This window comes from Haloferax gibbonsii (assembly GCF_001190965.1).
Classification (GTDB): Archaea; Halobacteriota; Halobacteria; order Halobacteriales; family Haloferacaceae; genus Haloferax; species Haloferax gibbonsii.
This window is the reverse complement of record NZ_CP011947.1, coordinates 941074-968003: the sequence shown is the minus strand read 5'-3', so window position 1 is coordinate 968003 and position 26930 is coordinate 941074. Positions and strand designations below refer to the sequence as shown.

Below are 26930 nucleotides of genomic sequence, written 5' to 3'. Positions count from 1 at the left end.
GGCGCTCGGTGCCGTGAAAAGCCGTTCTCGTGTTAGTTCTCGACCGCGGACGCGGCGCGGACGATGGTCTCCTCGCCGAACTTCGGCCCGATGAGTTGGAGACCGACCGGGAGGCCGTCGGTCTCGCCCGCCGGCACCGAGATGGCGGGGAGGTTCGCGAGGTTCACCGGCACGGTGTTCGCGTCGGCGAGGTACATCTGCAGCGGGTCATCGAGGCTCTCGCCGAGTTCGAACGGCGGGACCGGCATCGTCGGCGACGCGACCACGTCCACGTCCTCGAACGCCTCGTCGAAGTCCTGTTTGACCCACGCGCGGGCGTCCTGCGCCTTCGCGTAGTACTTGTCGTGGTAACCGGCAGAGAGGGCGTACGTGCCGAGGAGGATGCGGCGCTTGACCTCGGAGCCGAAGCCGTCCTCGCGGGCGCGGGCGAACGCCTCGTTCCAGTTACCGTCGTAACCGCCGGACTTGCCGTAGCGGACCCCGTCGAAGCGGGCGAGGTTCGACGACGCCTCGGACATGGCGATGACGTAGTAGGCGGCGACGGCCTTCTCGACGGAGGGCATGCTGACCTCGCGGTACTCCGCGCCCTGCGCTTCGAGTTCGTCGAGCGCGGCCCAGAACGCCGCTTCGACGCCCTCGTCCGCGCCCTCGACGAACTCGGTCGGGACGCCGATGGTGAGCCCCTCGACGTCGCCGTCGGCGGCCGCGGCGTAGTTCGAGTCGGCACCGGCGTCGCGGGTCGTGCCGTCTCGGTCGTCAGGGCCGGCGATGACGTCGAGGAGCGCGGCGGCGTCCTCGACGGTCGGCGCGATGGGGCCGATCTGTTCGAGGGAGTTCGCGTAGGCGACGAGGCCGTACCGCGAGACGAGGCCGTAGGTCGGCTTGATGCCGACGACGCCGCAGAACGCCGCGGGACAGCGGATAGAGCCGCCGGTGTCGGTGCCGAGCGCGAGGTCGGCCTCGCCGGCGGCGACGGCGGCCGCGGAGCCGCCGGAGGAGCCGCCGGGGACGCGGGACTCGTCGACGGGGTTCTTCGTCGGGCCGAACGCCGAGGTCTCGGTCGTCGTCCCCATGCCGAACTCGTCCATGTTGGCCTTGCCGACGATGGTCGCGCCGGCGTCCTTCAGGAGTTCGACGACGGTCGCGTCGTACGGCGGGACGTAGTCTTCGAGCATCGCGGAGCCGCAGGTCGTCCGCAGCCCCTCCGTGGAGATGTTGTCCTTGACGGCGACCGTCTTGCCGGCCAGCGGGCCGTCGTCGGAGCCGTCGAGCGTCTCTTTCGTGATGAAGGCGTTCAGCGACATCTACGACACCCGCGGGCCCTTGAAGAAGCCGTCTTCGGTCTCAGCGGCGTTCGAGAGCGCCTCCTCTTGGGTGAGGCCGTCGTGGACCTCGTCGGGGCGCATCACGTTCACCAGTTCGTCCTCGCGGTCGACTTCGGGGACCTCGTCGAGGGCGTCGAAGTAGCCGAGGATGTCCGCGAACTGCGCCGCGAACTCCTCGACCTCGTCCTCGTCGAGGTCGACCCGCGCCAACTCGGCGACGTGTCGAACCTCGTCGGCGTCGACGGGCGTATCGCTCATGTATCGGAGGTGACGGAGACCGGGAGTAAGAGTTTCGGTGTGGGTCGTTTCCTCCGGTCCGCGGGGTGGGACCGCCCGGGCGAGCTCGCCGACGAGACGACTGGAACCGACCCTGCGAACACGGCCCATTCCGTCCTTCTGCCGCCGTCAGATATAAGTAACGAGGGTCAATACGAATAGACGGAGAACGACCGTTCCCAGTTGCTTCTCTCGCACACAAATGACAGAAAGTGTCCGACGTTTCACGACCGGCAACGCGCGCGTGCGCAATGAGAATACGAAAGATACCGAGCAGACCGACGCCGAGCGGGAGCAGACGCTCTCGTGTCCCGAGTGTGACTCGGAGAGTCTCGTCGCCGACTCCGAACACGGCGAGACGGTCTGTGAGGACTGCGGCCTCGTCGTGGAGGAAAACGAGATAGACCACGGCCCCGAGTGGCGCGCGTTCAACTCCTCGGAGAAAGACCAGAAGTCCCGCGTCGGCGCGCCCACGACGAACATGATGCACGACAAGGGGCTGTCGACCAACATCGGTTGGCAGAACAAAGACGCCTACGGGCGCTCGCTGTCGTCCCGCCAGCGCGAGAAGATGCAGCGGCTTCGCACGTGGAACGAGCGGTTCCGCACCCGCGACTCCAAGGAGCGCAACCTGAAGCAGGCGCTCGGCGAAATCGACCGCATGGCCTCCGCGCTCGGCCTCCCGGATAACGTCCGCGAGACCGCCTCGGTCATCTATCGCCGCGCGCTCGACGACGACCTGCTCCCCGGCCGCTCCATCGAGGGCGTCGCCACGTCGGCGCTGTACGCCGCCGCCCGCATGGCCGACACCCCGCGGTCGCTCGACGAGATTACGAGCGTCTCGCGCGTCGAGAAGGACGAAATCGCCCGCACCTACCGCTACGTCGTCCGCGAGCTAAAACTCGAAATCAAGCCCGCCGACCCCGAGCAGTACGTCCCGCGGTTCGCCAGCGAACTCGGCCTCTCCGACGAGTCCGAGCGGCGCGCCCGACAGCTCTTGAAGAACGCCAAAGAACAGGGTGTCCACTCGGGCAAGTCCCCCGTCGGCCTCGCCGCCGCCGCCGTCTACGCGGCCTCGCTTCTCACCAACGAGAAGGTGACGCAGAACGAGGTCTCCGAGGTCGCCAACATCTCCGAGGTCACCATCCGCAACCGCTACCACGAACTCCTCGAAGCCGAAGAGCAGGTCCAACTGCCCTAACCCGGCCGGTTCGTTCGGTTCGCCCCGCCGCGTCTCGCTCCGTTTCGTCTCGTCCCGCTCCGTTTCGTCTCGTTCCGCAACAGCCATGCCGCTCGCTCCGGAGCCACAGCCATGGAGACGACCCGACATTTCACCTCGACCGTGTACATCGTCAACGACGGCGCGGTGGCGCTTCACCGACACGAGCGCCTCGGCATCCGCATCCCGCCGGGCGGCCACGTCGACCGCGACGAACTCCCCCACGAGGCCGGCCTCCGCGAGGTCCGTGAGGAGACGGGTCTCGACCCCGAACTCGTCGACGACACGCCGTCCGTCCCCGCGCCCGACGGCCGGGCGCTCCCCCAGCCCCGCCAGCAGATGCTCTACGACATCAACGTCCACGGCGACGGCTCGGTCGGTCACCAGCACATCGACCACATCTTCTACGCCCGCGTGGACTCCCGCGACATCGACCCCGCGGCGGGCGAGGCCGACCCCGAGGTCTGGTCGTGGTACGACGAGTCGGCCCTCCGCGAGAGCGACCTCGACCCCGACACGGTGCAGTTCGCGCTGGAGGCCATCGAGGTCGTCGGCGACGAGACGGAGAACTGAGTCGAACGGAGCGACGAGACCGACCGGGACCGACCTACTCCACCAACGATTCGACGTACCGCTGGACGTGGTTCTCCATCCGCCGCTTGAACCCCGCCTGCCGCGCGAGCCGGTCGAGTTCGCGCGAGGCGTAGGTCCCGTACTGGACCGCCTTCTTGTCCGCTTCCGCGACCGACTCGGGGAGCACGCCGCTCGCGGCCTCCCTGAGCGCGACCTTCCGCCGGTCGCCGTCGACGAGCAACTGGCCGGGAAGCGGGAGCGCCGCCGAGACCACGCGGTCGTGGAGCAGCGGCGCGACGGGTTCGACCCCGGCGGCGCGGAGGACGAGCAGGTCGCGTTCGAGCTGGTCGGGGAGCGTGAGAATCAGCTCGCGGGCCGCCCCGCGGACGGTTTCGGCCTCGACGCGCGGGTCGTCGGGGGCCTTCTGGACCTTCGCATAGCCGCCGAACAGTTCGTCCGCGCCCTGTCCGACCGCGAGGCGGTCGTAGCCGTCTTCGGCGACCCGCTCGGCGAGCAGGTACAGGGGAAGGACGATTTGCACGTCCATCGGGTTCGTCCGGCCGAGCGCGGCGACGATTTCCGGGACGGCGCGTTCGAGCGCCTCGTGGGTGAGTTCGACCACGGCGAGGTCGCGGTCCATCGCGGCGGCGGCCTCGCGGGCGGCGGCGACGTCGTGGGAGCCCTCGAAGCCGGCGACGTAACAGGGGGCGTCGGGGACGCCGGCCGCGACGACCGCGGAGTCGACGCCGCCGGAGAAGGCCACGGCGAGGCCGTCGTCATCGACCGACTGAACCGAGTCGAAGACGGCCTCGCGGACGCGTTCGAGCGCGGCGTCGCGGTCGGTGGCTGCCGGCGGGTCGGGGAGCGACCAGACGCGTTCGTCGTCGCCGGCGGCCTCGCCGGTCGTCTCGCGGGCGTGACCGGCGGGGACGGCGACCGGGTCGTCGAGGTCGCGGTGGTCGAACGACCACCGCTCTGGGTCGTCGCGCTCGGAGAAGAGGGGCTGGCGACCGAGCACGTCGCGGACGAGTCGGCCGTCGAGTTCGCCCGCGAAGCCCGCGGTTCCGGGGAGCGGGTCGCGCTCGCCGAGGGCGCGCCGGACGAGGTCGGGGGACGCGCCGCGCATCAAAAGAGGTCCGTCAGGGCGTGTTTCAGGCGCCGGGTCGCGCCGCCCGCGGCCTGCCGGAACGAGATACGCCACGGGGTCTTGTTGCCGACGACGCTGGTTCGCCCCTCGGCGACGGCCGAGAGGATGGCGTCCGCGCTTCGGATGTCGGTGCCGACCTCGGTGACGGCCTGTCCGACCATCTCCGCGATGTGAGCGTCGCTCCCGGCCGTCATCGGGAGGTTCCGCCGCTTGGCGAACCGCTCGGCGCGCTGGTTGGCGATGCCGGTGAGGAGCCGCGAGTTGTAGATCTCGATGGCGTCGGCGCTGGCCAGTTGCGCGCTGGAGATGTGCGGGGCGACGCCGTGACGCGACTTCTGGAAGGGGTGCGGGACGACGGCGATGCCGCCGGCGTCGTGGATGCGGTCGAGCGTCTCGTCGTACGACAGCCCCGCTGGAATCAGTTCCTCGACGCCGAGCGCGAGGACGTGGCCCGCGGCGCAGGTGACTTCCATCCCGGGGATGCCGACCAGTCCGTAGTCGGCCGCGAGTTCCGCGGCTTCGAGGCTGGCATCTATCTCGTCGTGGTCGGTCACGGCGAGGGCGTCCAAGCCGACCGCGACCGCCTGTTCGAGGAGGTACTCGATTGGGTCCCGGCCGTCGTAGGACAGAGACGAATGCGAGTGCAACTCGACCGATAACACACCGTCTCCTAACGATGGAGGCTAAAAAAGCGCCCCGGTCCCGGTGTGATTGGCGTGTCGACCTCACGCACGGCTTCCGGTGGGGTATCGGAGCACGCCGCCGTTGATGACGACGATGCGAGAGACCGTCCGCGTCCGCGGACACTCCGCGCGCGCCGACATACCGCCGAAACTGGTCGAGATGTAAGAATACAGAAATAATATCGCGGGCGACGAACGTGTCGAACGGTGGCGTACCCACACCGCGTGGTTCCACCGGAGTGAGAGAGATGACCGTACGAGACATCGCACGACCGAGAGACGAACTGGTGACAGCGAGGGAAGACACGCCGATTCGAGAGCTGGCGAAGCTGATGGAGGACCGAAAGGTCGGTTCGGTCGTCGTCGCGGACGGCGACGACATCCGGGGTATCGTGACGGACCGCGACATCGCGCTCAAGTGCGTCGCCGCCGGCGGCGACGCGAGCGGGATGACGGCGAAAGACGCGATGACCGAGCGACCGTTCACCGTCGACGCCGACGTGGGCGTCTTCGACCTGTTCCGGCAGATGCGGGAACACGGCGTCCGGCGCGCGCCGATAACCGACGGCGGCAGGCTGACGGGTATCGTCACGATGGACGACCTGCTCGTGTTGCTCCAAGACGAGATGCACGAGCTGACGGAGATAATCCGCGCCGAGTCGCCGCCGTACACGCCCGCGTGAGTCGGATGCGGGCGACGACGGCGACTCCGACCACATTTTACGCACGTTCGTGCACATAGAAAGGGTTTACAATGTGCGTTCTGACCATACCAGTGAATGACGCTTTCCGACGCGGACCGCGACCTCGTCGTCGCCGAACTCGGTCGAGACCCGACGCCGGCCGAGGAGATACTCTTCGAAAACCTCTGGAGCGAACACTGCGCCTACCGGTCGTCTCGCCCGCTTCTGTCGGCGTTCGACTCGGAGGGCGACCAGGTCGTCATCGGTCCCGGTGACGACGCCGCGGTCGTCGCTCTGGACGACGACACCTACATCACGCTCGGTATCGAGAGCCACAACCACCCCTCCTACGTCGACCCCTACGACGGCGCGGCCACGGGCGTCGGCGGCATCGTCCGCGACACCCTCTCGATGGGCGCGTACCCCATCGCGCTCGCCGACTGCCTCTACTTCGGCGACTTCGACCGCGAGCACTCGCGGTACCTCCTCGACGGCGTCGTCGAGGGCATCGCCGACTACGGCAACGCCATCGGCGTCCCGACGGTGACCGGTTCGACCTCGTTCCACGAGAACTACGAGGGCAACCCGCTCGTCAACGTCGCCTGCGTCGGCCTCCTCTCGGCCGACCGCCTCGTCACGGCCGAAGCGCAGAAGGCGGGTAACAAACTCGTTCTCGTCGGCAGTTCGACCGGCCGCGACGGCCTCGGCGGCGCGTCCTTCGCCAGCGAGGACCTCGCGGAGGACGCCGAGACCGAAGACCGGCCCGCGGTGCAGGTCGGCGACCCCTACACGGAGAAACTGCTCATCGAGTGCAACGAGGCGCTCATCGACGAGGACCTCGTCGAGTCCGCCCGCGACCTCGGGGCCGCCGGTCTCGGCGGCGCGTCCTCCGAACTCGTCGCCAAGGGCGGTTTCGGCGCGGAAATCGACCTCGAGAAGGTCCACCAGCGCGAGCCGAACATGAACGCCTTCGAGATTCTCCTCTCGGAGTCCCAAGAGCGCATGTGCTACGAGGTGACCCCCGAGAACGTCGAGCGCGTGCAGGAACTCGCCGCCCGCTTCGACCTCGGGAGCGCCGTCATCGGCGAGGTCGCCGAGGGCAACTACGTCTGTACCTTCGACGGCGAACCCGTCGTCGACGTGCCGCCGGAGTTCCTCGCGGAGGGCGCGCCGATGAACGACCTCGACTCGGTCGAACCCGAGTCGGCGACGCGCGACCTGCCCGTGTTCGACCTCGAAGCGGCGTTCGAGGCGGTCGTCGCCGACCCCAACACGGCGTCGAAGCGCTGGGTCTACCGCCAGTACGACCACGAGGTCGGCCTGCGGACGGCCCGCCGCCCCGGCGACGACGCGGCGCTCCTCGACGTGCCCGAGGCCGACACGAAACTCGCGTTCACCGGCGGCGCGGACCCCAACTGGACGACCGCCGCGCCCTACGACGGCGCGCGCGCCGTCGCCTTCGAGAACGCGACCAACCTCGCCGCGAAGGGCGCGTCGCCCCTCGCGACGGTCGACTGCCTCAACGGCGGCAACCCCGAGAAGCCCGACGTGTACGGCGGCTTCAAGGGCATCGTCGACGGCCTCGCCGACATGTGCCGGGCGCTTTCGGTCCCGGTCGTCGGCGGCAACGTCTCGCTGTACAACGACTCCGTCTCCGGCCCGATTCCGCCGACGCCGACGCTGGCGATGGTCGGCAAGGCGGACGGCTCCTCGCCCGGCCTCTCGCTTTCGGGCGAGGGCGACCTGTTCCTCGTCGGCCACTCCGGCGGGGCGCTCGGCGGCTCGGCGGTCCTCGAACACGCCGGCGGCTCCGACGCCTTCCCGGCGCTCCCCGAGGACGCCGACGCCGCGACGGCGGTCGAGACGATTCAGGCCGTCGCCGCGGACGAGGCGACCGTCGCGGTCCACGACGTGAGCCACGGCGGCCTCGCGGTCGCGCTGGCCGAGATGGTCACCGAGGAGGTCGGCGCGGACGTGTCCGTCGCCGACTACGTCTCGCTGTTCGAGGAGACGCCCGGTCGCGTCGTCGTCGAGACGACCGACGAGGCCGCGCTCCGCGACCTCGCGGGCGACGTGCCCGTCGTCGACCTCGGGACGACGACCGACGACGCGACGCTCTCGGTCGCGGTCGACGGCGACGAGGCCGCCTACGACGCGGCCGATATCGCCGATCTGCGCGACGTGCTGGCTCGCGAACTCGACTGAACCGAAACTAAACTGAAAAAACGCGGTGCCGCGTCACGCCGCTTTCGCTACGGTTCGAGGACGACTTTTCCGCTGCTCTTTCTGGCTTCGATGTACTCGTGGGCCGCCGCGGCGTCCTCGAGGGCGAACGTCTCGCCGACGACCACGTCGAGTTCGCCCGCGGCGAGCAGTTCGGACAGTTCCGGCACCGCGCCGAGGATGGATTCGGGACGCTGCTGCATGGCGCTTCCGAGGTGGAAGCCGATGACCGACTTGTTCTCGAACAGCAGGCGCGTCGGGTCCGCCTCGGCCGCGTCGCCGGACGCCGCGCCGTAGGTGACGAGTCGGCCGAAGTCGGCGAGGGCGTCCAGACTGCGCCGGAACGTCTCGCCGCCGACGCCGTCGAGGACGAGGTCGACGCCCGCGCCGTCGGTCTCGTCGGCGACGACCTCGCGGAAGTCCTCCTCGGTGTACTGGATGCCGTGGTCGAGTCCGAGGTCGGCCGCGAGGTCGAGTTTCTCCTCGGTGCTGGCCGTGCCGAACGTCTCGACGCCGGCGTGGGCGGCGAGTTGGACCGCCGCGGTGCCGACGCCGCCGGCGGCCGCCTGAATCAGCACGCGCTCGTCGTCGTCGAGGTCGCCCCACTCGTGGAGGCAGTTGTACGCGGTGAGGAACTGGACCGGGAAGCCGGCGGCCTCGGCGAACGACATCGACTCGGGCACGTCGAACAGCGTCGGGGCCGGCGTGGTGACGTACTCGGCGTACGCCCCGCCGCCGGTCATGGCGACGACGCGCTCGCCGACCTCGCGGTCGACGCCGTCGCCGACCGCGTCGATGGTCCCCGCGGCCTCCATCCCCGGCGTGTACGGCGGCTCCGGGGCGTCTCGGTAGGTCCCGCGCCGCTGCATGATGTCGGCGAAGTTGATGCCGGCGGCCTCGACGGCGATGCGGACCTCGCCCGGCCCCGGCTCGGGCGTCTCGGTCTCGCGCAGTTCGAGGCTGTCGGAGCTTCCGTACTCGGTGACGACGATAGATTTCACGCCGGGTCGTAGCGCCGGGGGTCGTAAAAGCGGAGAGAACGCGGAAGTTCGTACAAATTGCCGGTTCCGGGGGTCCCGAGCGCGCTTACGCCAGCGCCAGCGGGAGGCCGAACACGACGACGAGGCCGACGACGAGAACGAGGATACCGGTCGTGACCTGACTCATCGAGAAGTCCTGCATCGGGGAGGTGACGCGGGCGTCCTCGTCCGCGTGGTGGTCGTCGTGTCCGTGGTCGCCGTGGTCGTGGTCGTCGCTCATACGCGGGGCGACGGGTTCGCGGTACAAAAACGCACCTAACCGTCGTCCGCGGACGGCGCGACCGGCGCGGCCGACGAGTCGGCAGCCAGTCGCGGGAGAACGCCTCGCCGGACGGGGCAGGACCGGAACAGCACGGTCAGGTCCGGGACAGATACAGCACGACCACAAACGCGAGCGCGAGCGGGAGGAACGGAGTCGCGGCGTCGAGCGGGACCAGAAGCGCCACTATCGCGGCCATCACCACGAACTCGACGACCACCAGCAGGCTGAGTAGCTCGGCTGAATCCACCATCGTTCGGACTGGAATCGCGTCGTGGTTCTCACGGACGGGTCATCAAGGTGGCTCTACCGCGGGGAACGGCGAGGGAACCGGCTCAGTCTCGCGGACACCGAGCGACTCGGCGAGGTGGTCGGAATTCCGCCCACCACCTGCCGTAGTCGAAACGGTGAAACGGCTCTTTCGCCAACGATTCGGTAGCGAATGCTCACGAAGCGCATCATCCCCTGTATCGACGTCGACCTCGACGAGGACGGGAACCCGGCCGTCTACACCGGCGTCAACTTCGAGGACCTGAAGTACACGGGCGACCCGGTCGAGATGGCCAAACTGTACAACGAGGCGGGCGCGGACGAGTTCGTCTTCCTCGACATCACCGCCTCCGCAGAGGGGCGCGAGACGATGCTCGACACCGTCTCGAAGGTCGCAGACGAGGTGTTCATCCCGCTGACCGTCGGCGGCGGTATCCGCACCCGCGACGACATCAAAGAGACGCTCCGCGCCGGCGCGGACAAGGTCTCTATCAACACCGCGGCGCTCCAGAACCCCGACCTCATCGAGGAGGGCGCGCGCTCCTTCGGCAGCCAGTGCATCGTCATCTCGGTGGACGCCCGGCGACGCTACGACGAGGACGGCGAGCACTACGTCGAGGTCGACGGCGAGTCCTGCTGGTTCGAGTGTACGGTCAAAGGCGGCCGCGAGGGAACCGGCGTCGACGTGGTCGAGTGGGCCCGCGAGGCCGAATCGCGCGGCGCGGGCGAGCTGTTCATCAACTCCATCGACGCCGATGGGACGAAAGACGGCTACGACATCCCGCTGACGAAGGCCGTCTGCGACAGCGTCTCGACGCCCGTCATCGCCTCCTCCGGCTGTGGCGGCCCCGAAGACATGTACGAGGTGTTCACCGAGGCCGGCGCGGACGCCGGTCTCGCCGCCTCCATCTTCCACTTCGACGAGTACACCATTCGGGACGTCAAGGAGTACCTCGACGAGCGCGACGTGCCGGTGCGACTGTAAGCGTCCGCGTCCCTTCTCCGACACTCTTCGTCTCTCTTCGCTCCTCTTCGTCCTTCTTCGTCCCTCTTTCCGCGCCCGCCACTGGCCCTGCCCGCCACCGACCCTGCCCGCCGGTCGTGCGCCCCCCGCACAGTCGGAACTAATCTTAACCCGCTCGCGCGCCGTATCTCGACCCGAGATGACCGACGACGCGTGGCTCGACGCCCTCCGAACGCACCGCGAAGAGAAGGACCGCTATCTCGCCGCGGACCGAAACTCGCCGATTCCGCCGGACCAGCGGGAGTTTTTCGACGGCCTCGACTACTTCGACCCCGACCCCGACCTCCGGTTCGAACTCGAACTCCGGGCGTACGACGACCCCGAGCGCATCACTATCGGCACCTCGACCGACGGCGAGCGCGAGTACCTCGCGTGGGGGCGCTTCGAGTTCGAGGTCGACGGAGAGGCATACTCCCTCGACGCCTATCGCGCCGACGCCGACGAGGACCGCCTGTGGGTTCCCTTCCGCGACGAGACGAACACCGAGGAGACCTACGGGGCCGGCCGCTACCTCGACCTCGAAGCCGCGGACCGGACCGACGACGGTCGGTGGGTCGTCGACTTCAACGACGCGTACAACCCGTTTTGCGCCTACTCGCCGCGCTACGAGTGTCCGCTCGTCCCGATGGAGAACTGGCTCGAAGTCCGTATCGAAGCCGGCGAGAAGGACTACGAGGGACCGGGCGGCGGAGACGAGTAACCGAGAAACGCGCCGCTCACGGTCGGAGCGAAACGAGAGAGAACCCGCAGATTACGCGTCGATACCGGCGCGGTAGGCGTCGGTGAAGTCGTCGGCGGTGCGCTGGACGCCGCGGGCGGCCTCCGCGAGCGCGTCGAGGGGGTCGACGCCGGACTCCGTCTTGATAGAGAGGACAGGGTCCGTCTGTCCGCCGGACTGCTCGGGGTTCACGTCGTAGGTCGCGGCCGTGACGGTGTCGGTCTGGAGGAGTTCGCCCTTCAGGACGTTCATGAAGGTGTGGTCCTCGCCGCCGATTTCGATGCGGAGTTCCTCGTCGGTCTTGTCGATGACCCGCAGTTCCATGGCTCTCCGTTCCCTCCAGCGGCGTTTTAACGTTTCGTCTCGGGGACCGCGACCAGTTCGTCGAAGTCCGGGTCCGCGTCGAGGAGTTCGTACCGCCCGTCGCCGTCCGGGGCCGCGACGACGCCCTCGGCGACGAGGTGGTCCAAGTGGGCGAACGCCTCGCCGGGGCCGTGGAGGATGTGGATGGCCGAGAGGTCGCCGAACAGGCGCGCACTCACGGTCCACGCGTCGGCCGGGCCGTGTTCGTCGAGGACCGAGACGACGCGCTCGGTGCGTTCGCGGTGGTGCTCGGCGATGACGCGCGCCCGGCCGGCGGGGTCGTCGATGGGGTCGCGGTGGCCGGGCCACGCCCGCGCGAAGTCGAGGTCGACGAGGCGCGCGAGGCTGTCGAGGTAGGTTTCGAGCGGGCGGTCGACCCGGAGGTCCGCGCCGCCGACGTTCGGGGTGTACTTCGGGAGAATCGCGTCGCCGACGAACGCCTCGCGGCCGCGCTCGCCGTCGAAGGCGAAGGCGCTCAGCCCCGCGGCGTGGCCGGGGAGGTGGACGACTTCGAGGTCGCCGTCGCCGGCGGCGATGCGGTCGCCGTCCTCGACGGGCGTCACGTCGACCCGGTCGCCTCGGAGGTCGTCGTGGCCGTCGAGGAACGCGGTCACTTCGGCGAGCGGTTCCTCGGGAATACGCCACTCCCCGAAGCGGCGCTCGCGAATCTCGCGCTCGGCCGCGATGGCGTCTGGGTCGCCCGCGACGATGCCCGCGTCGTCGGCGTGGACGTACACCGGCGCGCCGCTTTCGGCCTGCAGTTCGCCCGCGAGACCGGCGTGGTCGGCGTGCCAGTGGGTGAGGACGATTGCTTCGAGGTCGGCGACCCCGTAGCCGGCCGCGTCGAGTCCCTCGCGGAGGTCTCGGCGAACCGAGTCGGTCGCGACGCCGGCGTCGACCAGCGTCGGCCGGTCGCCGGGGAGGAGGTAGGCGTTGTTCAAGCCCTCGAAGACGGTGTTACCCAGCCGTATCCGTTCCATGCGGCCACCTGGCCGTCGAGCTTCATGATTATTCCGAATGGTCTTGGCGACCCCAGCGTCCCGCGGTTTGTCGGGCGGTCGCCGTCGGCCGGTCCGTTGACGGCCCGGCTCGCCGACCGAACGCCCGGTACATTCAAAAGCCGGCGTTGCATCGAATCGCACGTCGAATGCCGGTGGACTTCTACGAACTCCTCGGGGTCGAACGCGACGCCGAGACGGCGGAGATAAAGCAGGCCTTTCGTCAGCGCGCTCGGGAGTACCACCCCGACGTCAACGACGACGAGCGAGCGACCGCGCAGTTCACCGTCGTCCGGAAGGCCTACGAAGTCCTCACCGACGACGCCGAGCGCGCCGACTACGACCGGATGGGTCACGGGACGTACGTCGAGAAGCGCCTCGACGGTCTGACGAAGTTCAAATACCCCGGGAAAGCCGGAGAGGACGGCGGTTCCGGCGGGTCGAACGCCGGCGACCGGTCGACTTCGAGTCGGTCGTCGGGGCGGTCGTCTTCGTCCACAACATCGTCTTCGTCCTCGTCGTCCTCGTCGCGGTCCACTTCTTCGTCGTCCCGGTCGTCGTCCTCCCGACGGTCGAGTTCCGGACGCGCGTCGTCTTCGTCCTCGACCGCGAGTTCGTCGCGGTCGAATCGGACGAGTCGCTCGCGCACCTCGGGGTCGGCTTCCTCGTCGTCCTCGTCGCGGTCCACGGGCTCCACACAGTCGACCACCGCGGGCGGGTCGTCGCGCACCCGCGCCCAAAACTCGCAGTCCGGTCGGACGGGGACGACCGGCCGGTTCGAACGCGAGCGCGGCGGGTCCGAGTCGGCGGCCGCGACCGCATCCGGGTCGACGAACCCGCTTTGGTACGGGTGGGGCGTCTCGCTCCTCGCGCTCCTCGCGTACCTCGGCGGCTTCGCGTGGCACCTCGCGGGCGACGGCGCGGGATTCGTGACCGCGCTCGCGTCGCTCGACACCGCCGCGCCCGCCGCTGGACTCCTCGCGTCGTCGCCGCTGTCGCTGCCGAGCCTCGCGGCCCTGCAAGCCGCGGCCTCGACGTCGACGCCGACGGTGCTCGTCTTCCCGGTCGCGGCGGCGCTGCTCGCCGTCTCGCTCGCCGCTGTCATCGCTCGGTTCGGCCACGCGTGGACCACGTGGTTCTACGCGCTCGCGGCGACCGTGCCGCTGGCGCTCGTGGCGGCCGGCGCGGTCGGCGTCGGGCGACCCGTCGCGGTCGACCTCCTCGGGTTCGTCGTCTGTCCGCTCCTCGGAGCCGGCGGATTCGTCGTCGACGCGGGTCGGTATCTCTTCGCCTCGCGGTAACGTCTCGAACCGCGGCGTCGCCGTCGCCCACGATTTTTGTCGTTCGCGTCCGACGGTTCGGTATGGCCATCCCGACCGACTCGGTCCGGCGGTTCCGACTCCGCGGCGTGAACGCGTACCTCGTCTCCGACGGCTCGGAGACGGTGCTCGTCGACGCCGGGACGCCGCGGGACCGCGACCGACTCCTCCGCGGTCTCGCCCGCGTGGACCTCGACCCCGGCGCTATCGACCGGGTGCTCGTGACCCACTTCGACCTCGACCACGTCGGGACGCTCGCCTCGCTCAGCCTCCGCGACGACGTGCCGATTCACCTCGCCGAGCCGGACGCCTCGCACCTGGCCGGCGCGTCGAAGCCGTCGCTCCAGTCGGCGAAGGGCGCGGCGCAGCGCGTGCTCACGTCGTTTCTCGACCGACCGACGAACCCCGTGGAGGTCGTCCGCGACGGCGACGAGCTCGGCGGCTTCGTCGCGTATCGGACGCCGGGACACACCCCCGGCCACACCGCGTTCGTCCACGAGGACCACGGCGTCGCGTTCGTCGGCGACATGGTCCGCGAGTCGAACGGGAGCCTCGGGCTGTTGCCGGGGGTACTCGCGACCGACGCCGCGGAGAACAGGCGGAGCGTCCGCGAGTTCGCGGCGCGCTGTCCGCCGGTCGACGTGGTCGCCATGGGACACGGCGAACCGGTCACGGCGTACGGATACGGCGCGCTGAAGCGACTCGCGGACAGGCTCTAATCCGACAGCGACCGCTCTCGGGAGGTATTACGCGGTCGCGTGACGGCGAGAAACCGAGCTGTCGCTCGCGTCTGAGTTAAGAGCGGGGACCGCGGCCGAGCGCAGGTCCCCGGACTGACCAAGCCACTGTGAGGAGCACCAGTCTCACAGCTGCCTGACGCGCCCGGCGGAAGTGAATCGAACCACGCGCGTCAACACCACGTTGGACACTAGTTGTAAAAAGTCCTTTGTTATCGCCAATTAGAACCACGCCCTCCAGAACGACTGGATAAATATGCTCTTATGTGAGTCATATAGCCGCATCAACTGAACATATCGTAACCTTCATGGTTGTTACTGGACGAACGAACGGCAGAATCGTGAAGAATCTATCGAATCCGCGGACGACGGTCGAATACGGCGGAAAATACGCTATCTGACCAGGTACGGGTCCGCTCCGGGCATGAAGCGACCGAGGTCTGACTCGCGGCGGAAGTCGGTCGACTGGAGCTCCAGCAGGCCGGCGACGAGTTCGTCGTGGTCGCCGTCGTCCCACTCGTCGGGGTCCTTGATGGGCAACACGAGAAAGCCGCTCCCGCGGAGTTCTTTCCCGTGGAGCGTCTCCATGTCGACGTCGGTCTTCCAGCCGACGGACGTGTAGTTGTTCAGGACGTGCTTCGTCGCCACCGCGCCGACCGGCAGGAGGACGTGGGCGGCGATGGCGCGGAGTTCCGCGTCGAAAAAGCGCTCCATGTCGGTGTAGTCGGCCGCCGACGGCGTCCCGTCCGGCACGCACATATGCAGATACGAGAAGAACGTGCGGTTCACCGTCGGTTCGTCGCCCGCCTCGGCCAGCAACTCGCCGTCTTCGAGCGCCGGGAACAGTCTGTCGCCCGCATCCCCCGAAAAGGGGATACCGGTCTCGATGCCCCCGTGGACGCCGGGGTGGTCGCCGATGACGTGGAAGTCGGCGTTGGCGTCGCCGTAGCCGGGGACGTACCGGTCACACGACGGTCGCATGTCGAACGGGTTTCTCGTGCGGTCGGTTACGTTTCTCACGGTACTCTCTGTGGGAGCGGTCGGTAAAGAAGACGTGGTTCGCCCCGATATCGTACACGAACGAGCGTGAGGGACGCGTCGAGAGAGAACGTCGTCCGCGCGGTCGCCCCGCCGAGGGCCTCGGTCAGAGTTCGACGCCCGAGGGGATGAGGCTCTGGCTCCGCAGGAGCGTCCCGTCGCCGTCGTAGACGAGGAACGTCGATTTCTCGAAGGTCTCGAAGTGGTCGCCCTCGATGGCCACGTCGACGCGGTAGCGGCCCTCGTCGTCGCCCGCGGCGCGCCCGTACTCGCGGGCCGCGCGGATGAAGTCCAACACGTCGTCGGCGCGAGCGTTGAGTTCGAGGACGTAGTCGCCGGTGAGTCGGTCCGTCACGCTCACGACGCCTCGGGCGTCGGAGTCGTCGACGGAGTCTTGCAGCCGAAAGGAGACGTCCAGTTCCTCCGCGGCGAGCACGTCGCCGCTGGTCGAGAGGAACCGCGACCGGAGCTCCTCGGCCGGGCCGTAGAAGTCGATAGATACCGTCGGTTGGCGAGGGTCGCCGTCGTCCTCGTACCAATCGACATCGCGGACATCGAGTTCGAAGTAGTCACGCCGCATTCCGTACTGTCGATTGTACTGCGCGGCCTATTAACGTGACGCCGCCGGACCCTCGTTCCGACGCCGAAACCGGCCGATTACGCCGGTTCGACGCGCTCTCGACGCAACGGTTATCGGCCGCCGCCGCGAGCGGACCGTATATGGAACCCGTCAACCTCGACGAGAGCTTCGCGTCGTTCGACGAGACGTGGGCCCCGAGAATCGCCGCGGAGCTGAACGACTACGCGGTGAAGGTCGCGAAACTCGACGGCGAGTTCGTCTGGCACGCCCACGACGAGACCGACGAGCTGTTTCTCGTCCGCGACGGGCGGCTTCGAATCGAGTTCCGCGACCGCGACGACGCGGTACTCGGGTCGGGCGACCTCCTCGTGGTCCCCCGCGGCGTCGAACACCGGCCCGTGGCGCTCGAACCGACCGAGGTCCTCCTCGTCGAGCCGACCGAGACGCTCAACACCGGCGACGTCGAGGCGAGCGACCTGACTCACGGCGACCCCGAACGGCTCTCCTGAGGGGTGGCCGGGCGTGTTCGTTCCCGCCCGCGGCCCGTCGTCTCGTCGGCCCGCCCCTACTGTCGGTAGTTTTTACCTGTCAGCCCGTGCGATTGTCCTATGGTCTGGGTCCGCTCCGAACACGCGGGTGCGCTGGCCGTCGTCTCGACGTGGCTCTGTGCGCTCCTCCCGTGGAACGTCACGTACACGCCGAACCTCTCGGGCGTGAGCCTGCTTTTCGTCCGGTTCCCCTTCGCCGAGATTCAGTTCGCGTGGGGCCTCTCCAGCCGCGTCGCGGTCAGGAGCCCGCTGTCCGCGCTGTCGCTCCAGTCGGGACAGACCGTCGCGGTCGCCTACCAGGCGTGGGTCGTCGGCGCGGCCGTCCTGGCGCTCGCGGTCCTGTTCTCGCTGGTCTACTACCTGCGCGACGAGCGGGTCGAAGCCGGGCCGGTCGACCCCGTTCGGGTCCTCGGCGGCCTCCTCGGCGTCGTCGGCGTCGTCCTCGCCGCGTCGACGTATCTGCTCGCGACGCGCGGGCTTCCGGGCATCCCGCTCCCGCTCGGCGTCGTCATCTCGCTCGTTCTCGCCGGCGTGCTCCTGACGGTCGACCGGACCTGAACGCGAGCCGCGGGCCGGGTCGTTCTCGCCGAGTGACAGTCTCCCGCGCGGACCTTTTAAGTTCCAACCCCCCATACCTCCCGACCAACCAACCGGGTGACGATGGCACGAGATATCACGAGCGAGACGAAGGCGACGCGCGACCCGCGGGGCGACCGAGGGGTGTTGAGACTCCTCGCCGACGGGGAGTTCGACGCCGCGACCGCCGAGACCCAGCGGCTCCTGCGCCGGACCGCGGAGATGCTCCGGGGGTCGAAGCTCGACGTGCTCCCGCTGACGCCGGACGACACGCCGCTCGGGACCTACGAGATTCCCGAGGGCCACGAGGAGGTCGAGCGTTACTGGGTGAACGCCCCCTTCGCCTACGTCGTCGTCACCTACGACACGGACGCGACCGCCCACCAGTACCACACCGTCGAACCCGACCTCGACGAGTTCGAGGCGTCGCTGCTCGAACGCGTTCGAACCGACGTGCGCGACCCGCTTTTGTACCGCCGCGAGGCGGACCCGCGAACCGAGTCGGCGCTCGTCGAAGAGCTCCAGTCGCTTCTCGAACAGTACGGGCTGGAGCTCGACATGAACACCTTCTACACGCTGTTGTACTACCTCCGGCGGGACTTCCACGGCTACGGTCGCCTGGACCCGCTGATGAAGGACCCGCACATCGAGGACATCTCGTGTGACGGCTACGACCTGCCGCTTTTCGTCTACCACGACGAGTACACGGACATCGCCACCAACGTCTCGTTCGAGGCCGAGGAACTCGACAACTTCGTCATCCGCCTCGCCCAGCGCTCCGGCCAGCACATCAGCGTCGGCGACCCCGTGCTCGGGACGACGCTCCCGAACGGCGCGCGCGCCGAGTTGGCCCTCGGCGAGGAGGTCACCCCGCGCGGGTCGGCTTTCACCATCCGCCTCTACGCCGAAGAGCCGTTCACGCCCATCGACCTCGTTCGCTACGGCACGTTCTCCATCGAGCAGATGGCCTACCTGTGGCTCTGTATCGAACACAACAAGAGCCTCATCTTCGCGGGCGGCACCGCCTCGGGGAAGACCACCTCGATGAACGCGGTGTCGATGTTCGTCCCCCCGCGGTCGAAGGTGCTGTCCATCGAGGACACCCGCGAACTCGCGCTCTACCACGATAACTGGCTGTCGTCTGTCACCCGCGAGCGCCTCCACGAGGGGACCGACATCTCGATGTACGACCTGCTTCGCTCGGCGCTCCGGCACCGCCCCGAGTACATCATCGTCGGCGAGGTCCGCGGCGACGAGGCCGTGACGCTGTTCCAGGCGATGAACACGGGGCACACAACGTTCTCGACGATGCACGCCGACAGCATCGAGACGGTCATCAACCGCCTCGAAAACGAGCCCATCAACGTCCCGCGCGCGATGGTGCAGTCGCTCGACCTGCTGTGCGTCCAGACGCTCACCCGCCACGACGGCGAGCGCGTCCGCCGCTCGCAGACCATCGGCGAAATCGGCGACATCGACCAGCGGACCGGGGAACTCGACTACTCGTCGGCGTTCGCGTGGGAGCCAGAGACCGACACGTTCAGTCAGAACGACAGCTCGCTGCTCACCGAAATCCAGCGCGAAAACGGCTGGTCGCGGACGGAGCTCCGTCGGGAACTCCGTCGCCGCGAGGTGTTCCTCAAGTACCTCCTCGACAAGGACGTCTCGGACTACCGGCGCTTTACCGCGCTCATCAACGAGTACTACGCGGACTCCGAGGACGTGATGCGGCGCGTCGAGGCCGACGAGGACATCGTCGACGCCGGCACGGAGGCCTGAGATGGCCGCCGCGCAGTACCTGTACCTGCTCCCCCTCGTTCTCGCCGTCCTCCTCGTTCTCCCCGTCGTCCTGTCGCCGGTGAGCCGTTCGGCCGACCTCCTCGTCTCGCGGGTCGCCCTCTCCGTCTTCGGCTTCTACGTCGCCAACGAGAACCCCCGGCGCAGGGAGCAGCGAAACCAACTGCGAGCGGCCCACGTGAGCGTCACCCACCGCGTGTACGCCTCGCGGACGCTCCTCATGGCGGCCGTCTTCGGCGTCGCCGGGAGCGTCTTCGGCGTCTATCTCGCCGCGGTGACCCTCGAAACGCTCGCCGTTCAGTCCGAGGCGATCCGCGAAGTTCTTCCGGCCGCCCTCGGCTTCCTCGGCGGGCTCACGAGCATCCAGGCGCTCCCGCTCCGCGACCTGTTTCTCGCGCTCTTGCTTTCGAGCGCGACGCTCGGGGCGCTCCTCGCGCTCGGCGTCTACTGGGGTCGGTGGTACGTCCTCACCGAGCGCGCCCGCACCCGCTCGTCGGAAATCGAGGCGACGCTCCCGCGGACGGTCGCGTTCGTCTTCGCGCTGTCGCGGTCGGGGATGCCGTTCCCGCAGGTGCTGGAGACGCTGGCCCGAAACGAGGCAATCTACGGCGAGGCGGCGCGGGAGGTCAGCATCGTCGTCCGCGACATGGACGCCTTCGGCACCGACGTGCTCTCCGCCCTCCAGACGATGGCCACGCGGACGCCGAGTCCGAGCCTCGAAGAGTTCGCCGAGAACCTCGCCAGCGTGCTGGGGAGCGGTCGCAACCTCTCGTCGTTCCTCCAAGAGCAGTACGAGCGGTTTCAGGCGGAGGCGGAGGCCCAACAACAGCAGTACCTCGACCTCCTGTCGACGTTCGCCGAGGTGTACGTCACCGTCCTCGTGGCCGGGCCGCTGTTTTTCATCACCGTCCTCGTCGTCATCGGTCTCGTCCTCGCGGACACGCTGACGCTCATCCGAATCGTCGGCTACCTCGGCATCCCGCTGGCGAGTTTCGGCTTCGTCGTCTACATCGACAGCATCACCGAGTCGCTCCGGGGCGCGGCGGTCGCCGACGACGACGCGGAGACCGCGGGCGCGTCGCTCCGGCGCATCGACGCGACTGGCGGCGTCGGTTCGGCCCCGGCGACCGACGGCGGCGAGACCGACGCCGGAGGCGACCCGTGGCGCGCGAACCGCGAGCGACTCGCCGCCTACGACCGGTTCCGCGCGGTTCGCGACTGGTTCGACCGCCCGCTCGACACCCTCGGCCGCCATCCGCTCGCCACGCTCGCGCTCACCGTCCCGCTGGGGCTCGTCTGGGTCGCCCTGCGGACCACGTTCCCCGCGGACCCGACGCTCCTCGGCGTCGCCGACGCGGTGGACCAACACGTCGTGGAGGCCGCAATCGGCGCGCTCGTCGTCGTCTCGGCGTTTCACGAGCTTCGGAAGCGGCGGATTCGTGCCATCGAGCGGAGCATGCCCGACTTCCTCGACCGCCTCGCGAGCGTCAACGAGGCCGGGCTGACGGTCGTCCAGAGCCTCCGCCGGGTGTCCGCGTCGGACCTCGGCCCCCTCGGCGACGAGGTCGACCGCGCCGTCCGCGACATCGACTGGGGGGCCGACGCCCAGACCGCGCTCCGGCGGATGGACCGCCGGACGACGAGTCCGATGGTGTCGCGGTCGGTGACGCTCATCACCAACGCGATGAGCGCGAGCGGCGACCTCGCGCCCGTGCTCCGCATCGCGGCCAACGAGGCCCAAGACAGCCGCCGACTCGCCCGCGAGCGGAACCAGGAGATGGTCACCTACCTGCTCGTCATCTACATCTCGTTTCTCGTCTTCCTCGGCATCGTCGCCGCGTTGACGGTGTCGTTCATCCCGGCGGTCGAGCAGGCCAGCGCCGGGGCCATCGGCTCCGGCGAGGTCGCGGGCGTCACCTCCGGCGCGTTCTCCGGCCTCCGCGACGTGAACACCGCCTCCTACACGCTGTTGTTCTTCCACGTCACGGCGATTCAGGGGCTCTGCTCGGGACTCATCGCCGGACAGCTCGGCGAGGGACAGGTCGCCGACGGGGTCAAACACGCCGCCGTCCTGCTCGTCATCACCTACGTGACGTTCATGTTCATCTGAACCGGCGCGGCTCGGCCGACGACCGGAGCCGCCGGCCGCGCCCGCGACCCGTGCGGTCTTTGTCTCGCCGCCTCGACCGACCGGCATGGACGGAGACGAACCCCGAGACGGGGTCCGCGAGACGTACGACCGCATCGCGTCGCACTTCGCGTCGACCCGCGAGTACCCGTGGCCCGAAGTCGAGTCGTTCGTCGCCGACGCGACCGAGTCGGGGGCGGCGGCCCGCGCGCTCGACCTCGGCTGCGGCAACGGCCGGCACGTGGAACTCCTCGCCGCGCACGCCGAGGAAGTCGTCGGCCTCGACGTGAGCCGCGGCCTGCTCGACGAGGCGGTCGCGAGAGCGGCCGAGCGCGGCTTCGACGCCGGGCTCGTGCAGGGCGACGCCTCGCGGCTCCCCTTCGCCGACGACGCCTTCGACCTCGCGGTGTACGTGGCGACGATTCACCACCTCGCGCCGCGGGCGGCGCGCGTGGCGAGCCTGAACGAACTCGCGCGCGTGCTCGACGCCGACGGCCGCGCGGTCGTCAGCGCGTGGAGCACCGCCCACGACACGTTCGACCGCGAGGACGGCTTCGACACGACGGTCGACTGGACGCTCCCCGGCGGCGAGACGGTGCCCCGATTTTACCACATCTACGCGCCCGACGAGTTCGACGCCGACCTCGACGCGAGCGACCTCGCGGTCGTCGAATCGACGGTGTCCAGCGGGAACTGCTACGCCGTCGTCGCCGGCCGCTGAACGTCGGTTGGGGACTGCGGGCGTCGCGGGCGCGGCTCTCAGTGTTAATTGCTAACACGTTCCGGGTGGATGCCGGCCGCGCACAGGTGATGTGGGCTTAAGAGCGCCGGGACGAATCTCCGTGTATGACCGAGACCGACGAACCACGGGAGTACGAGGTTGTCGTCGTTGGCGGCGGCCCCGCGGGGCTCCAGACCGCGCTCTACACGACGCGGCTGGGCCACGACACCGCGCTCGTGGACCGCGGCGGCGGCCGCGCGGCCATGATGCTCGACACGCACAACGTCATCGGCGTCACCGAGGACGTCTCCGGCAACGAGTTCCTCGAAACGGCGCGCGGGCAACTCGAAGACTACGGGACCGACATCCACCGCGACTTCGTGACCGACGCGGAGCGGTTGGACGACGGCCGGTTCCGCCTCGTCGGCAACGAGGGCGAGTTCGTCGCCGACCGCGTCGTCCTCGGCGTCGGCTTCAACGACGAGCGACCCGACCCGCCACTTCCCCGCACCGGGAAGGGCCTGCACTACTGCCTGCACTGCGACGCCTACATGTTCGTCGACGAGTCGGTGTACGTGATGGGCCACTCGGACTCCGCGGCCTACGTCGCCATGATAATGCTCAACTTCACCGACGAGGTGGACCTGCTGCTCCGCGGCGACGAGCCGACATGGTCCGACGAGACGGACGAACTCGTCCGCGCGCACCCCGTCGACATCGTCGAATCGGAGATTTCGGGCATGACGAAGCGCGACGACGGCTGGCTGGAGAGCTTCGAGTTCGAAGACGGCACCGTCCGCGAGTACAAAGGCGGCTTCGCCATGTACGGCTCGAACTACAACACGACGCTGTTCGAGGCGCTCGACGTGGAGCTCAACGACGACGAGACGGTCCCGGTGGACGACCACGGCCGGACCAACGTCGACGGCGTGTTCGCGGTCGGCGACATCACCCCCGGTCACAACCAGATTCCGGTGGCGATGGGCAAGGGCGCGAAAGCCGGCATCGCCATCCACATGGAGCTCCGCGAGTTCCCCAAGAGCCTCGACGAGATTCGCGCTGAGGGCGCGGTGAGCGTCGACGACGTGCCCGGTATCTCTCCCGGACTGCTCGACAAGGCGAAACAGTTTAACGAGTCACACGCGGACGACTGAGGCCGTAATTCGGCGAAATTCGGTGAAAACCGAGGCGTACGAACACCCTTCTAAAGTTCTCTCGGCCAGTACGGTCTCCCACGATGAAACGTACTGGACTTGCGACTGTCTTGCTCGCGCTCATGGTCGTACTGGCCGGCTGCGCGGGCGGGACCGGCACGCTGACCGAGACGCAGACCGACGGGGCCGCCGACGCGACGACGACCGCGTCGTCCGACGGCGACGCCGCCCGGACGGGGACCGTGAACTTCTACGTGAGCGACGAGCAGAACGCCATCGCCGACTTCGAACACCTCAACGTCACCATCGAACGCGTGACGCTCGTCCGCGCGGACGGCGACGCCGAGTCGGAGAGCGAGGTCGAAACCGAGGACGCGGACTCCGAGTCCGCCGAGAACGACACGAACGCCGACGCGGAGGCGAACGCGAGCGTCGAGGTCGAACTCGAAGCCAACGCGACGGCGAACGCGACGAACGCGTCCGCCTCGACCAACGGGTCGGTCGACGCTGACGCCGACGTTGACGCCGAGGTCGAAGAATCGGCCGACACGAACGACACCGACGCGGCCGAAGGCGAGTCGAGCGTCACCTACGAAGTCGACAACGTGACCGTCGACCTGACCGAACTGCAGGGCGAAAACGCGAGTCTCGTCGGCGAGTACGACGTGCCGGAGGGCAACTACACGAAGGTCTTCGTGCACGTGAGCGACGTGAATGGGACGCTGAAGACCGGCGAACGGGTCAACGTGAAGCTCCCGAGTAACAAGCTTCAGCTCAACACGGACTTCGAAGTCGGCAACGGCGAATCCGTCGACTTCGTCTTCGACATCACGGCGTTCGAGGCGGGCGGCAGCGGGAAGTACATCCTCAAGCCCGTCGTGAGCGAGTCCGGGACGGACGTGCCGATTACGAAGGTCGGCGCGGAAAAGAAGGCAGACGCGGAAGCCGAGGCCGAGGCTGAGGCGAACGCCGAGGTCGAAGCGGGCGAAAACGGGACCGACGACGGCGAGCGCGCCGAAGTCAACGCCGAGAGCGACCTCACCGTGAGCTTCGACGGGAACGTCTCCGCCGGCGAGAACGTGACGGTGGTCGTCACGCGGAACGGGACGCCCGTGGAGAACGCGACGGTGACGATAAACGGCGAGACCGCCGGCACGACCGACGCCGACGGCGAGTTAGGCGTCGCCATCCCCGACGAGCGGGACGTGACGGTCGTCGTCGTCGACGGTGAGACCGAGGCCGAGTCGGAGTTCGAGTTCGAGTTCCTCGGGAGCGCCCCCGACAACCCCGCTGAGGGCGGCGAATCGACCTCCCTCGTCGCCTGACCGAAAAGGTAACATCCTTATTGGGGCGTCGAGAATGAAGGGATAGACGCGACGTTCGCGCGCACCGGTGTCTCGGCCGAGCGAAGCGAGGCCGAGGCTCGGTGCGAGCGAGTGAAGCGAGCGAGCACCGGTGTTGAGACGGACGGAGTCCGTCGATGCACGGTGCGAATGAAATGAGCACCGGTGGTCTAATGGTAAGACATTGGCCTTCCAAGCCAATTATCTGGGTTCGATTCCCAGCCGGTGCATCTTCTCCGGACCGCTGTTCGCCACGGAGAGCGTTCAGCGACTCTCACGTCGTCGGAACTGGCGGTCATCCTTAACTATCGTTCCCACCATATTCGTGTGAGGTGTATTACAGATGAGTCTGCTCGACGGCCGCGTCGCGGTCGTCACCGGCGGTAGCTCGGGTATCGGACGGGGAATCGCGCTGGCCTACGCCGAGGCGGGCGCGGACGTGGTTGTCTGCGACATCCGCGAAGAGCCGAAGGAAGGCGGCGCGCCGACCCACGAGAAAATCGAATCGGACACCGACTCGTCGGCGACGTACGTCGAACTCGACGTGACCGACCCGGCCGCGTTCGAGGAGGCGATGGACGCCGCCGAGGCGTTCGGGGGCGTGGACGTGATGGTGAACAACGCCGGCATCTGGCGGCCCGAGGAGTTCCTCGAAGTCACCGAAGCGGAGTTCCAAGAGATGATGGACATCAACCTGAAGGGCGTCTACTTCGGGGCGCAGGCGGCCGCAACGCGGATGGTCGAGTCCGGCGGCGGAAGCATCATCAACGTCTCCAGCGTCAACGGCATCTTCGGCAACGGTAACTACCCGACGTACAGCGCGTCGAAGGGGGCCGTCCGGACGCTCTCGTACTCGCTCGCCCACGGGCTCGGCGGGGACAACGTCCGGGTGAACGCGATTCACCCCGGCGCTATCAAGACCAAAATCGGCCCGGAAGGGGCCGAGGAGACGAGCGAGGAACAGATGGCGCAGCTGAACGCGATGATTCCGCTCGGTCGGCAGGGCGAACCGGACGACGTGGCCGGCGTGGCGGTCTTCCTCGCCAGCGACCTCTCGAAGTACGTCACCGGCGAATCCATCGTCGTCGACGGCGGCTGGACCAGTTGGCGGTGACGCGGGGCTGGCCCGCGGCTGACGCGGTCAGTTCCGAGGTTGAGGCGGGACCGATACGCGGTTGACGCGGTCGGTCCGACGCTCGGTCCGTCGTACCGCTCGAACGTCCATGAGCCCCCGAGATACGCGGACTACGGCGACTTCGGGTCTCAATCCCGGACCGTCTCTCTTATCTTCCCCCCGAACGTAACCGAACGTAATGCTGGATTCCATTCCGCTGTTCCCCGGACTCCCGGGCGGCCCAGAACTGCTCATCGTCCTGCTCATCATCGTCCTCCTGTTCGGCGCGAACAAACTCCCCCAACTGGCCCGGTCGTCGGGCCAGGCGATGGGCGAGTTCCGCCGCGGCCGCGAGGAGATCGAAGACGAACTGAAGAAGGGCGCAGAGGAAGGCGAGAGCGACGACGACGAAGAAGAAGACGAGACCGAGGCCGCGGCCGAAGCGACCGAGACGGAAGCCGAGAACAAACAGTAAGCGTCTCCCCCGGGGAAACAGACCCCTTGTGCGGTATTTCAGTTCGCCGAGTGCCGACAGTCGCGCGTGCGGTACGCACCGCCGGAGCAAGGGCTCTCGGACGCTGTACGTCGAATCCGCGACCGAGAGACCGGCCGGTCGGCGGGTAACTGCGATGAGGTATGAATGGGTGGACAGCGAGGTTGCCCGGCGTTCCGACGTGGGGAATCCCGGTTGCCTCCTCCACCCCGCGATCCCTCGAGCGACGCACGTCCGATGGTCCGCTGCTCGCTTCCGCGCCTGGCGGGGTACCACCGATGAACCGCGCGAACCCTTCCCTGCGGAAGGGGTACGCGGAGCCGCTGTCCCCGAAGGACGAGGTTTCTACGTTGGCTTCCGGGGCCCGCGCCGGTCTGACCGGACGCGCCCGTGTTCGGTCCCCGCTGAAGACCTATTTCGCGGGTAGAGAGCAGGGCCTAACTGCCCGACCTAGTCCACTCCCTCATTATCCATCGACTGTTAAGGGCCTTTCGACTCGGGTGCGGTGAAATCGAGGGACACCGTCGGGGTGATTCGACGCGGCGCTCCGAGAGCGGAGCGCGAGAAAACGAGTCAATACC

Annotated in this window: 28 protein-coding genes, 1 tRNA gene and 1 other RNA gene; 18 read left to right on the top strand and 12 right to left on the bottom strand. The window is 68.3% G+C overall.

Translation table 11 applies throughout. The features are described 5' to 3' along the window. Positions 1-32: 32 nt before the first annotated feature. Positions 33-1304 carry an Asp-tRNA(Asn)/Glu-tRNA(Gln) amidotransferase subunit GatA gene (gene gatA, locus ABY42_RS05090; RefSeq protein ID WP_004977558.1) on the bottom strand — a complete coding sequence of 424 codons (1272 nt, stop codon included), beginning with the start codon at positions 1302-1304 and terminating at the stop codon, positions 33-35. After that, positions 1305-1583 (bottom strand): Asp-tRNA(Asn)/Glu-tRNA(Gln) amidotransferase subunit GatC, encoded by a 279-nt coding sequence (gene gatC / locus ABY42_RS05085; RefSeq protein ID WP_050458863.1) that lies wholly within the window; start codon positions 1581-1583, stop codon positions 1305-1307. Between the two features lie 262 nt (positions 1584-1845). Between gatC and ABY42_RS05080 the strand changes: the two genes are divergently transcribed. Beyond that, a complete protein-coding gene (locus ABY42_RS05080) occupies positions 1846-2802 on the top strand; it encodes a transcription initiation factor IIB (RefSeq protein WP_004977560.1) in 957 nt (318 codons plus the stop codon). A gap of 111 nt (positions 2803-2913) precedes the next feature. After that, entirely contained in the window at positions 2914-3393 is a 480-nt protein-coding gene (locus tag ABY42_RS05075; RefSeq protein WP_004977561.1) for an NUDIX hydrolase, read from the top strand. A gap of 34 nt (positions 3394-3427) precedes the next feature. Here ABY42_RS05075 and ABY42_RS05070 read toward each other — a convergent pair whose 3' ends face one another. Together ABY42_RS05070 and ABY42_RS05065 are read right to left on the bottom strand one after the other, a co-directional pair. Beyond that, a complete protein-coding gene (locus ABY42_RS05070; RefSeq protein ID WP_004977562.1) occupies positions 3428-4519 on the bottom strand; it encodes an asparagine synthase-related protein in 1092 nt (363 codons plus the stop codon). Further along, positions 4519-5202, bottom strand: a complete 684-nt coding sequence (locus tag ABY42_RS05065; RefSeq protein WP_050458862.1) for a PHP domain-containing protein — start codon at positions 5200-5202, stop codon at positions 4519-4521. Before ABY42_RS05065 ends, ABY42_RS05070 begins: the two co-directional genes overlap by 1 nt. Before the next feature lie 269 nt (positions 5203-5471). Here ABY42_RS05065 and ABY42_RS05060 point away from each other — a divergent pair, with 269 nt between their 5' ends. Next, positions 5472-5906, top strand: coding sequence for a CBS domain-containing protein (locus tag ABY42_RS05060; RefSeq protein ID WP_050458861.1), 435 nt, complete (start codon positions 5472-5474; stop codon positions 5904-5906). Positions 5907-6002: 96 nt separating this feature from the next. Continuing rightward, positions 6003-8111 carry a phosphoribosylformylglycinamidine synthase subunit PurL gene (gene purL, locus ABY42_RS05055; RefSeq protein WP_050458860.1) on the top strand — a complete coding sequence of 703 codons (2109 nt, stop codon included), beginning with the start codon at positions 6003-6005 and terminating at the stop codon, positions 8109-8111. A 47-nt stretch (positions 8112-8158) separates the two neighbouring features. Here the strand turns inward: purL and ABY42_RS05050 are convergent, their stop codons facing one another. The 3 genes from ABY42_RS05050 to ABY42_RS19740 form a co-directional block, all read right to left on the bottom strand. After that, positions 8159-9130: a quinone oxidoreductase family protein gene (locus tag ABY42_RS05050; protein ID WP_050458859.1), complete on the bottom strand. Its 972-nt coding sequence runs from the start codon at positions 9128-9130 to the stop codon at positions 8159-8161. An 85-nt stretch (positions 9131-9215) separates the two neighbouring features. Beyond that, positions 9216-9389, bottom strand: a complete 174-nt coding sequence (locus ABY42_RS19745; protein WP_162832764.1) for a DUF7550 family protein — start codon at positions 9387-9389, stop codon at positions 9216-9218. 136 nt (positions 9390-9525) lie between these two features. Continuing rightward, entirely contained in the window at positions 9526-9681 is a 156-nt protein-coding gene (locus tag ABY42_RS19740) for a hypothetical protein (RefSeq protein ID WP_197092914.1), read from the bottom strand. A gap of 189 nt (positions 9682-9870) precedes the next feature. Here ABY42_RS19740 and hisF point away from each other — a divergent pair, with 189 nt between their 5' ends. Then, positions 9871-10683 carry an imidazole glycerol phosphate synthase subunit HisF gene (gene hisF / locus ABY42_RS05045; RefSeq protein ID WP_008092627.1) on the top strand — a complete coding sequence of 271 codons (813 nt, stop codon included), beginning with the start codon at positions 9871-9873 and terminating at the stop codon, positions 10681-10683. 178 nt (positions 10684-10861) lie between these two features. Beyond that, the gene (locus ABY42_RS05040; RefSeq protein ID WP_050458858.1) at positions 10862-11422 is read left to right on the top strand and encodes a DUF1684 domain-containing protein; all 561 of its coding nucleotides are present in this window, start codon (positions 10862-10864) and stop codon (positions 11420-11422) included. A 51-nt stretch (positions 11423-11473) separates the two neighbouring features. On the opposite strand, the gene ABY42_RS05035 is transcribed toward ABY42_RS05040, so the two are convergent. Continuing rightward, on the bottom strand, positions 11474-11764 hold the full coding sequence (locus ABY42_RS05035; protein ID WP_004043899.1) for a DNA-directed RNA polymerase subunit L: 291 nt from the start codon (positions 11762-11764) through the stop codon (positions 11474-11476). 26 nt (positions 11765-11790) lie between these two features. Further along, positions 11791-12783: an MBL fold metallo-hydrolase gene (locus ABY42_RS05030; RefSeq protein ID WP_004977571.1), complete on the bottom strand. Its 993-nt coding sequence runs from the start codon at positions 12781-12783 to the stop codon at positions 11791-11793. A 167-nt stretch (positions 12784-12950) separates the two neighbouring features. On the opposite strand from ABY42_RS05030, the gene ABY42_RS05025 reads away from it, so the two are divergent. Both ABY42_RS05025 and ABY42_RS05020 read left to right on the top strand, forming a co-directional pair. Next, positions 12951-14102: a J domain-containing protein gene (locus ABY42_RS05025; protein ID WP_050458857.1), complete on the top strand. Its 1152-nt coding sequence runs from the start codon at positions 12951-12953 to the stop codon at positions 14100-14102. Between the two features lie 62 nt (positions 14103-14164). Next, the gene (locus tag ABY42_RS05020) at positions 14165-14839 is read left to right on the top strand and encodes an MBL fold metallo-hydrolase (RefSeq protein ID WP_050458856.1); all 675 of its coding nucleotides are present in this window, start codon (positions 14165-14167) and stop codon (positions 14837-14839) included. 411 nt (positions 14840-15250) lie between these two features. Here the strand turns inward: ABY42_RS05020 and ABY42_RS05015 are convergent, their stop codons facing one another. Continuing rightward, entirely contained in the window at positions 15251-15877 is a 627-nt protein-coding gene (locus tag ABY42_RS05015) for a uracil-DNA glycosylase family protein (RefSeq protein WP_082220638.1), read from the bottom strand. Between the two features lie 124 nt (positions 15878-16001). Further along, positions 16002-16475, bottom strand: a complete 474-nt coding sequence (locus ABY42_RS05010; RefSeq protein WP_004977575.1) for a DUF5793 family protein — start codon at positions 16473-16475, stop codon at positions 16002-16004. A 140-nt stretch (positions 16476-16615) separates the two neighbouring features. Here ABY42_RS05010 and ABY42_RS05005 point away from each other — a divergent pair, with 140 nt between their 5' ends. The 10 genes from ABY42_RS05005 to ABY42_RS04960 all read left to right on the top strand — a co-directional run bounded on the left by ABY42_RS05005 (position 16616) and on the right by ABY42_RS04960 (position 26331). Further along, entirely contained in the window at positions 16616-16984 is a 369-nt protein-coding gene (locus ABY42_RS05005) for a cupin domain-containing protein (RefSeq protein ID WP_050458855.1), read from the top strand. 99 nt (positions 16985-17083) lie between these two features. Beyond that, on the top strand, positions 17084-17581 hold the full coding sequence (locus tag ABY42_RS05000) for a DUF7549 family protein (RefSeq protein ID WP_004977578.1): 498 nt from the start codon (positions 17084-17086) through the stop codon (positions 17579-17581). A 102-nt stretch (positions 17582-17683) separates the two neighbouring features. Continuing rightward, a complete protein-coding gene (locus tag ABY42_RS04995) occupies positions 17684-19378 on the top strand; it encodes a type II/IV secretion system ATPase subunit (protein ID WP_004977579.1) in 1695 nt (564 codons plus the stop codon). Between the two features lies 1 nt (position 19379). Further along, positions 19380-21506, top strand: a complete 2127-nt coding sequence (locus ABY42_RS04990; RefSeq protein WP_004977580.1) for a type II secretion system F family protein — start codon at positions 19380-19382, stop codon at positions 21504-21506. 85 nt (positions 21507-21591) lie between these two features. Then, complete coding sequence (locus ABY42_RS04985) at positions 21592-22245, top strand: class I SAM-dependent methyltransferase (RefSeq protein ID WP_004977582.1); 654 nt, start codon at positions 21592-21594, stop codon at positions 22243-22245. Positions 22246-22370: 125 nt separating this feature from the next. Continuing rightward, a complete protein-coding gene (locus tag ABY42_RS04980) occupies positions 22371-23399 on the top strand; it encodes an NAD(P)/FAD-dependent oxidoreductase (protein WP_004977584.1) in 1029 nt (342 codons plus the stop codon). Positions 23400-23521: 122 nt separating this feature from the next. Continuing rightward, positions 23522-24724, top strand: a complete 1203-nt coding sequence (locus ABY42_RS04975) for a DUF4382 domain-containing protein (protein WP_050459893.1) — start codon at positions 23522-23524, stop codon at positions 24722-24724. 177 nt (positions 24725-24901) lie between these two features. Further along, a tRNA-Gly gene (locus ABY42_RS04970) sits at positions 24902-24972 on the top strand. Between the two features lie 113 nt (positions 24973-25085). Next, positions 25086-25856, top strand: coding sequence for an SDR family oxidoreductase (locus tag ABY42_RS04965; RefSeq protein ID WP_050458854.1), 771 nt, complete (start codon positions 25086-25088; stop codon positions 25854-25856). 199 nt (positions 25857-26055) lie between these two features. Continuing rightward, positions 26056-26331, top strand: a complete 276-nt coding sequence (locus ABY42_RS04960) for a twin-arginine translocase TatA/TatE family subunit (protein WP_004977587.1) — start codon at positions 26056-26058, stop codon at positions 26329-26331. Between the two features lie 167 nt (positions 26332-26498). Here the strand turns inward: ABY42_RS04960 and ffs are convergent. Next, positions 26499-26810, bottom strand: an RNA gene (gene ffs, locus ABY42_RS18950) — signal recognition particle sRNA. Between the last annotated feature and the right edge of the window lie 120 nt (positions 26811-26930).

Bases quoted from the DNA above. Each gene is read 5' to 3' on its own strand.
- gatA (WP_004977558.1), bottom strand. From the start codon at position 1,304: ATGTCGCTGAACGCCTTCATCACGAAAGAGACGCTCGACGGCTCCGAC.
- gatC (WP_050458863.1), bottom strand. From the start codon at position 1,583: ATGAGCGATACGCCCGTCGACGCCGACGAGGTTCGACACGTCGCCGAG.
- ABY42_RS05075 (WP_004977561.1), top strand. From the start codon at position 2,914: ATGGAGACGACCCGACATTTCACCTCGACCGTGTACATCGTCAACGAC.
- ABY42_RS05070 (WP_004977562.1), bottom strand. From the start codon at position 4,519: ATGCGCGGCGCGTCCCCCGACCTCGTCCGGCGCGCCCTCGGCGAGCGC.
- ABY42_RS05060 (WP_050458861.1), top strand. From the start codon at position 5,472: ATGACCGTACGAGACATCGCACGACCGAGAGACGAACTGGTGACAGCG.
- purL (WP_050458860.1), top strand. From the start codon at position 6,003: ATGACGCTTTCCGACGCGGACCGCGACCTCGTCGTCGCCGAACTCGGT.
- ABY42_RS19745 (WP_162832764.1), bottom strand. From the start codon at position 9,389: ATGAGCGACGACCACGACCACGGCGACCACGGACACGACGACCACCAC.
- ABY42_RS19740 (WP_197092914.1), bottom strand. From the start codon at position 9,681: ATGGTGGATTCAGCCGAGCTACTCAGCCTGCTGGTGGTCGTCGAGTTC.
- hisF (WP_008092627.1), top strand. From the start codon at position 9,871: ATGCTCACGAAGCGCATCATCCCCTGTATCGACGTCGACCTCGACGAG.
- ABY42_RS05040 (WP_050458858.1), top strand. From the start codon at position 10,862: ATGACCGACGACGCGTGGCTCGACGCCCTCCGAACGCACCGCGAAGAG.
- ABY42_RS05035 (WP_004043899.1), bottom strand. From the start codon at position 11,764: ATGGAACTGCGGGTCATCGACAAGACCGACGAGGAACTCCGCATCGAA.
- ABY42_RS05030 (WP_004977571.1), bottom strand. From the start codon at position 12,783: ATGGAACGGATACGGCTGGGTAACACCGTCTTCGAGGGCTTGAACAAC.
- ABY42_RS05025 (WP_050458857.1), top strand. From the start codon at position 12,951: ATGCCGGTGGACTTCTACGAACTCCTCGGGGTCGAACGCGACGCCGAG.
- ABY42_RS05020 (WP_050458856.1), top strand. From the start codon at position 14,165: ATGGCCATCCCGACCGACTCGGTCCGGCGGTTCCGACTCCGCGGCGTG.
- ABY42_RS05010 (WP_004977575.1), bottom strand. From the start codon at position 16,475: ATGCGGCGTGACTACTTCGAACTCGATGTCCGCGATGTCGATTGGTAC.
- ABY42_RS05005 (WP_050458855.1), top strand. From the start codon at position 16,616: ATGGAACCCGTCAACCTCGACGAGAGCTTCGCGTCGTTCGACGAGACG.
- ABY42_RS05000 (WP_004977578.1), top strand. From the start codon at position 17,084: ATGGTCTGGGTCCGCTCCGAACACGCGGGTGCGCTGGCCGTCGTCTCG.
- ABY42_RS04995 (WP_004977579.1), top strand. From the start codon at position 17,684: ATGGCACGAGATATCACGAGCGAGACGAAGGCGACGCGCGACCCGCGG.
- ABY42_RS04990 (WP_004977580.1), top strand. From the start codon at position 19,380: ATGGCCGCCGCGCAGTACCTGTACCTGCTCCCCCTCGTTCTCGCCGTC.
- ABY42_RS04985 (WP_004977582.1), top strand. From the start codon at position 21,592: ATGGACGGAGACGAACCCCGAGACGGGGTCCGCGAGACGTACGACCGC.
- ABY42_RS04980 (WP_004977584.1), top strand. From the start codon at position 22,371: ATGACCGAGACCGACGAACCACGGGAGTACGAGGTTGTCGTCGTTGGC.
- ABY42_RS04975 (WP_050459893.1), top strand. From the start codon at position 23,522: ATGGTCGTACTGGCCGGCTGCGCGGGCGGGACCGGCACGCTGACCGAG.
- ABY42_RS04965 (WP_050458854.1), top strand. From the start codon at position 25,086: ATGAGTCTGCTCGACGGCCGCGTCGCGGTCGTCACCGGCGGTAGCTCG.
- ABY42_RS04960 (WP_004977587.1), top strand. From the start codon at position 26,056: ATGCTGGATTCCATTCCGCTGTTCCCCGGACTCCCGGGCGGCCCAGAA.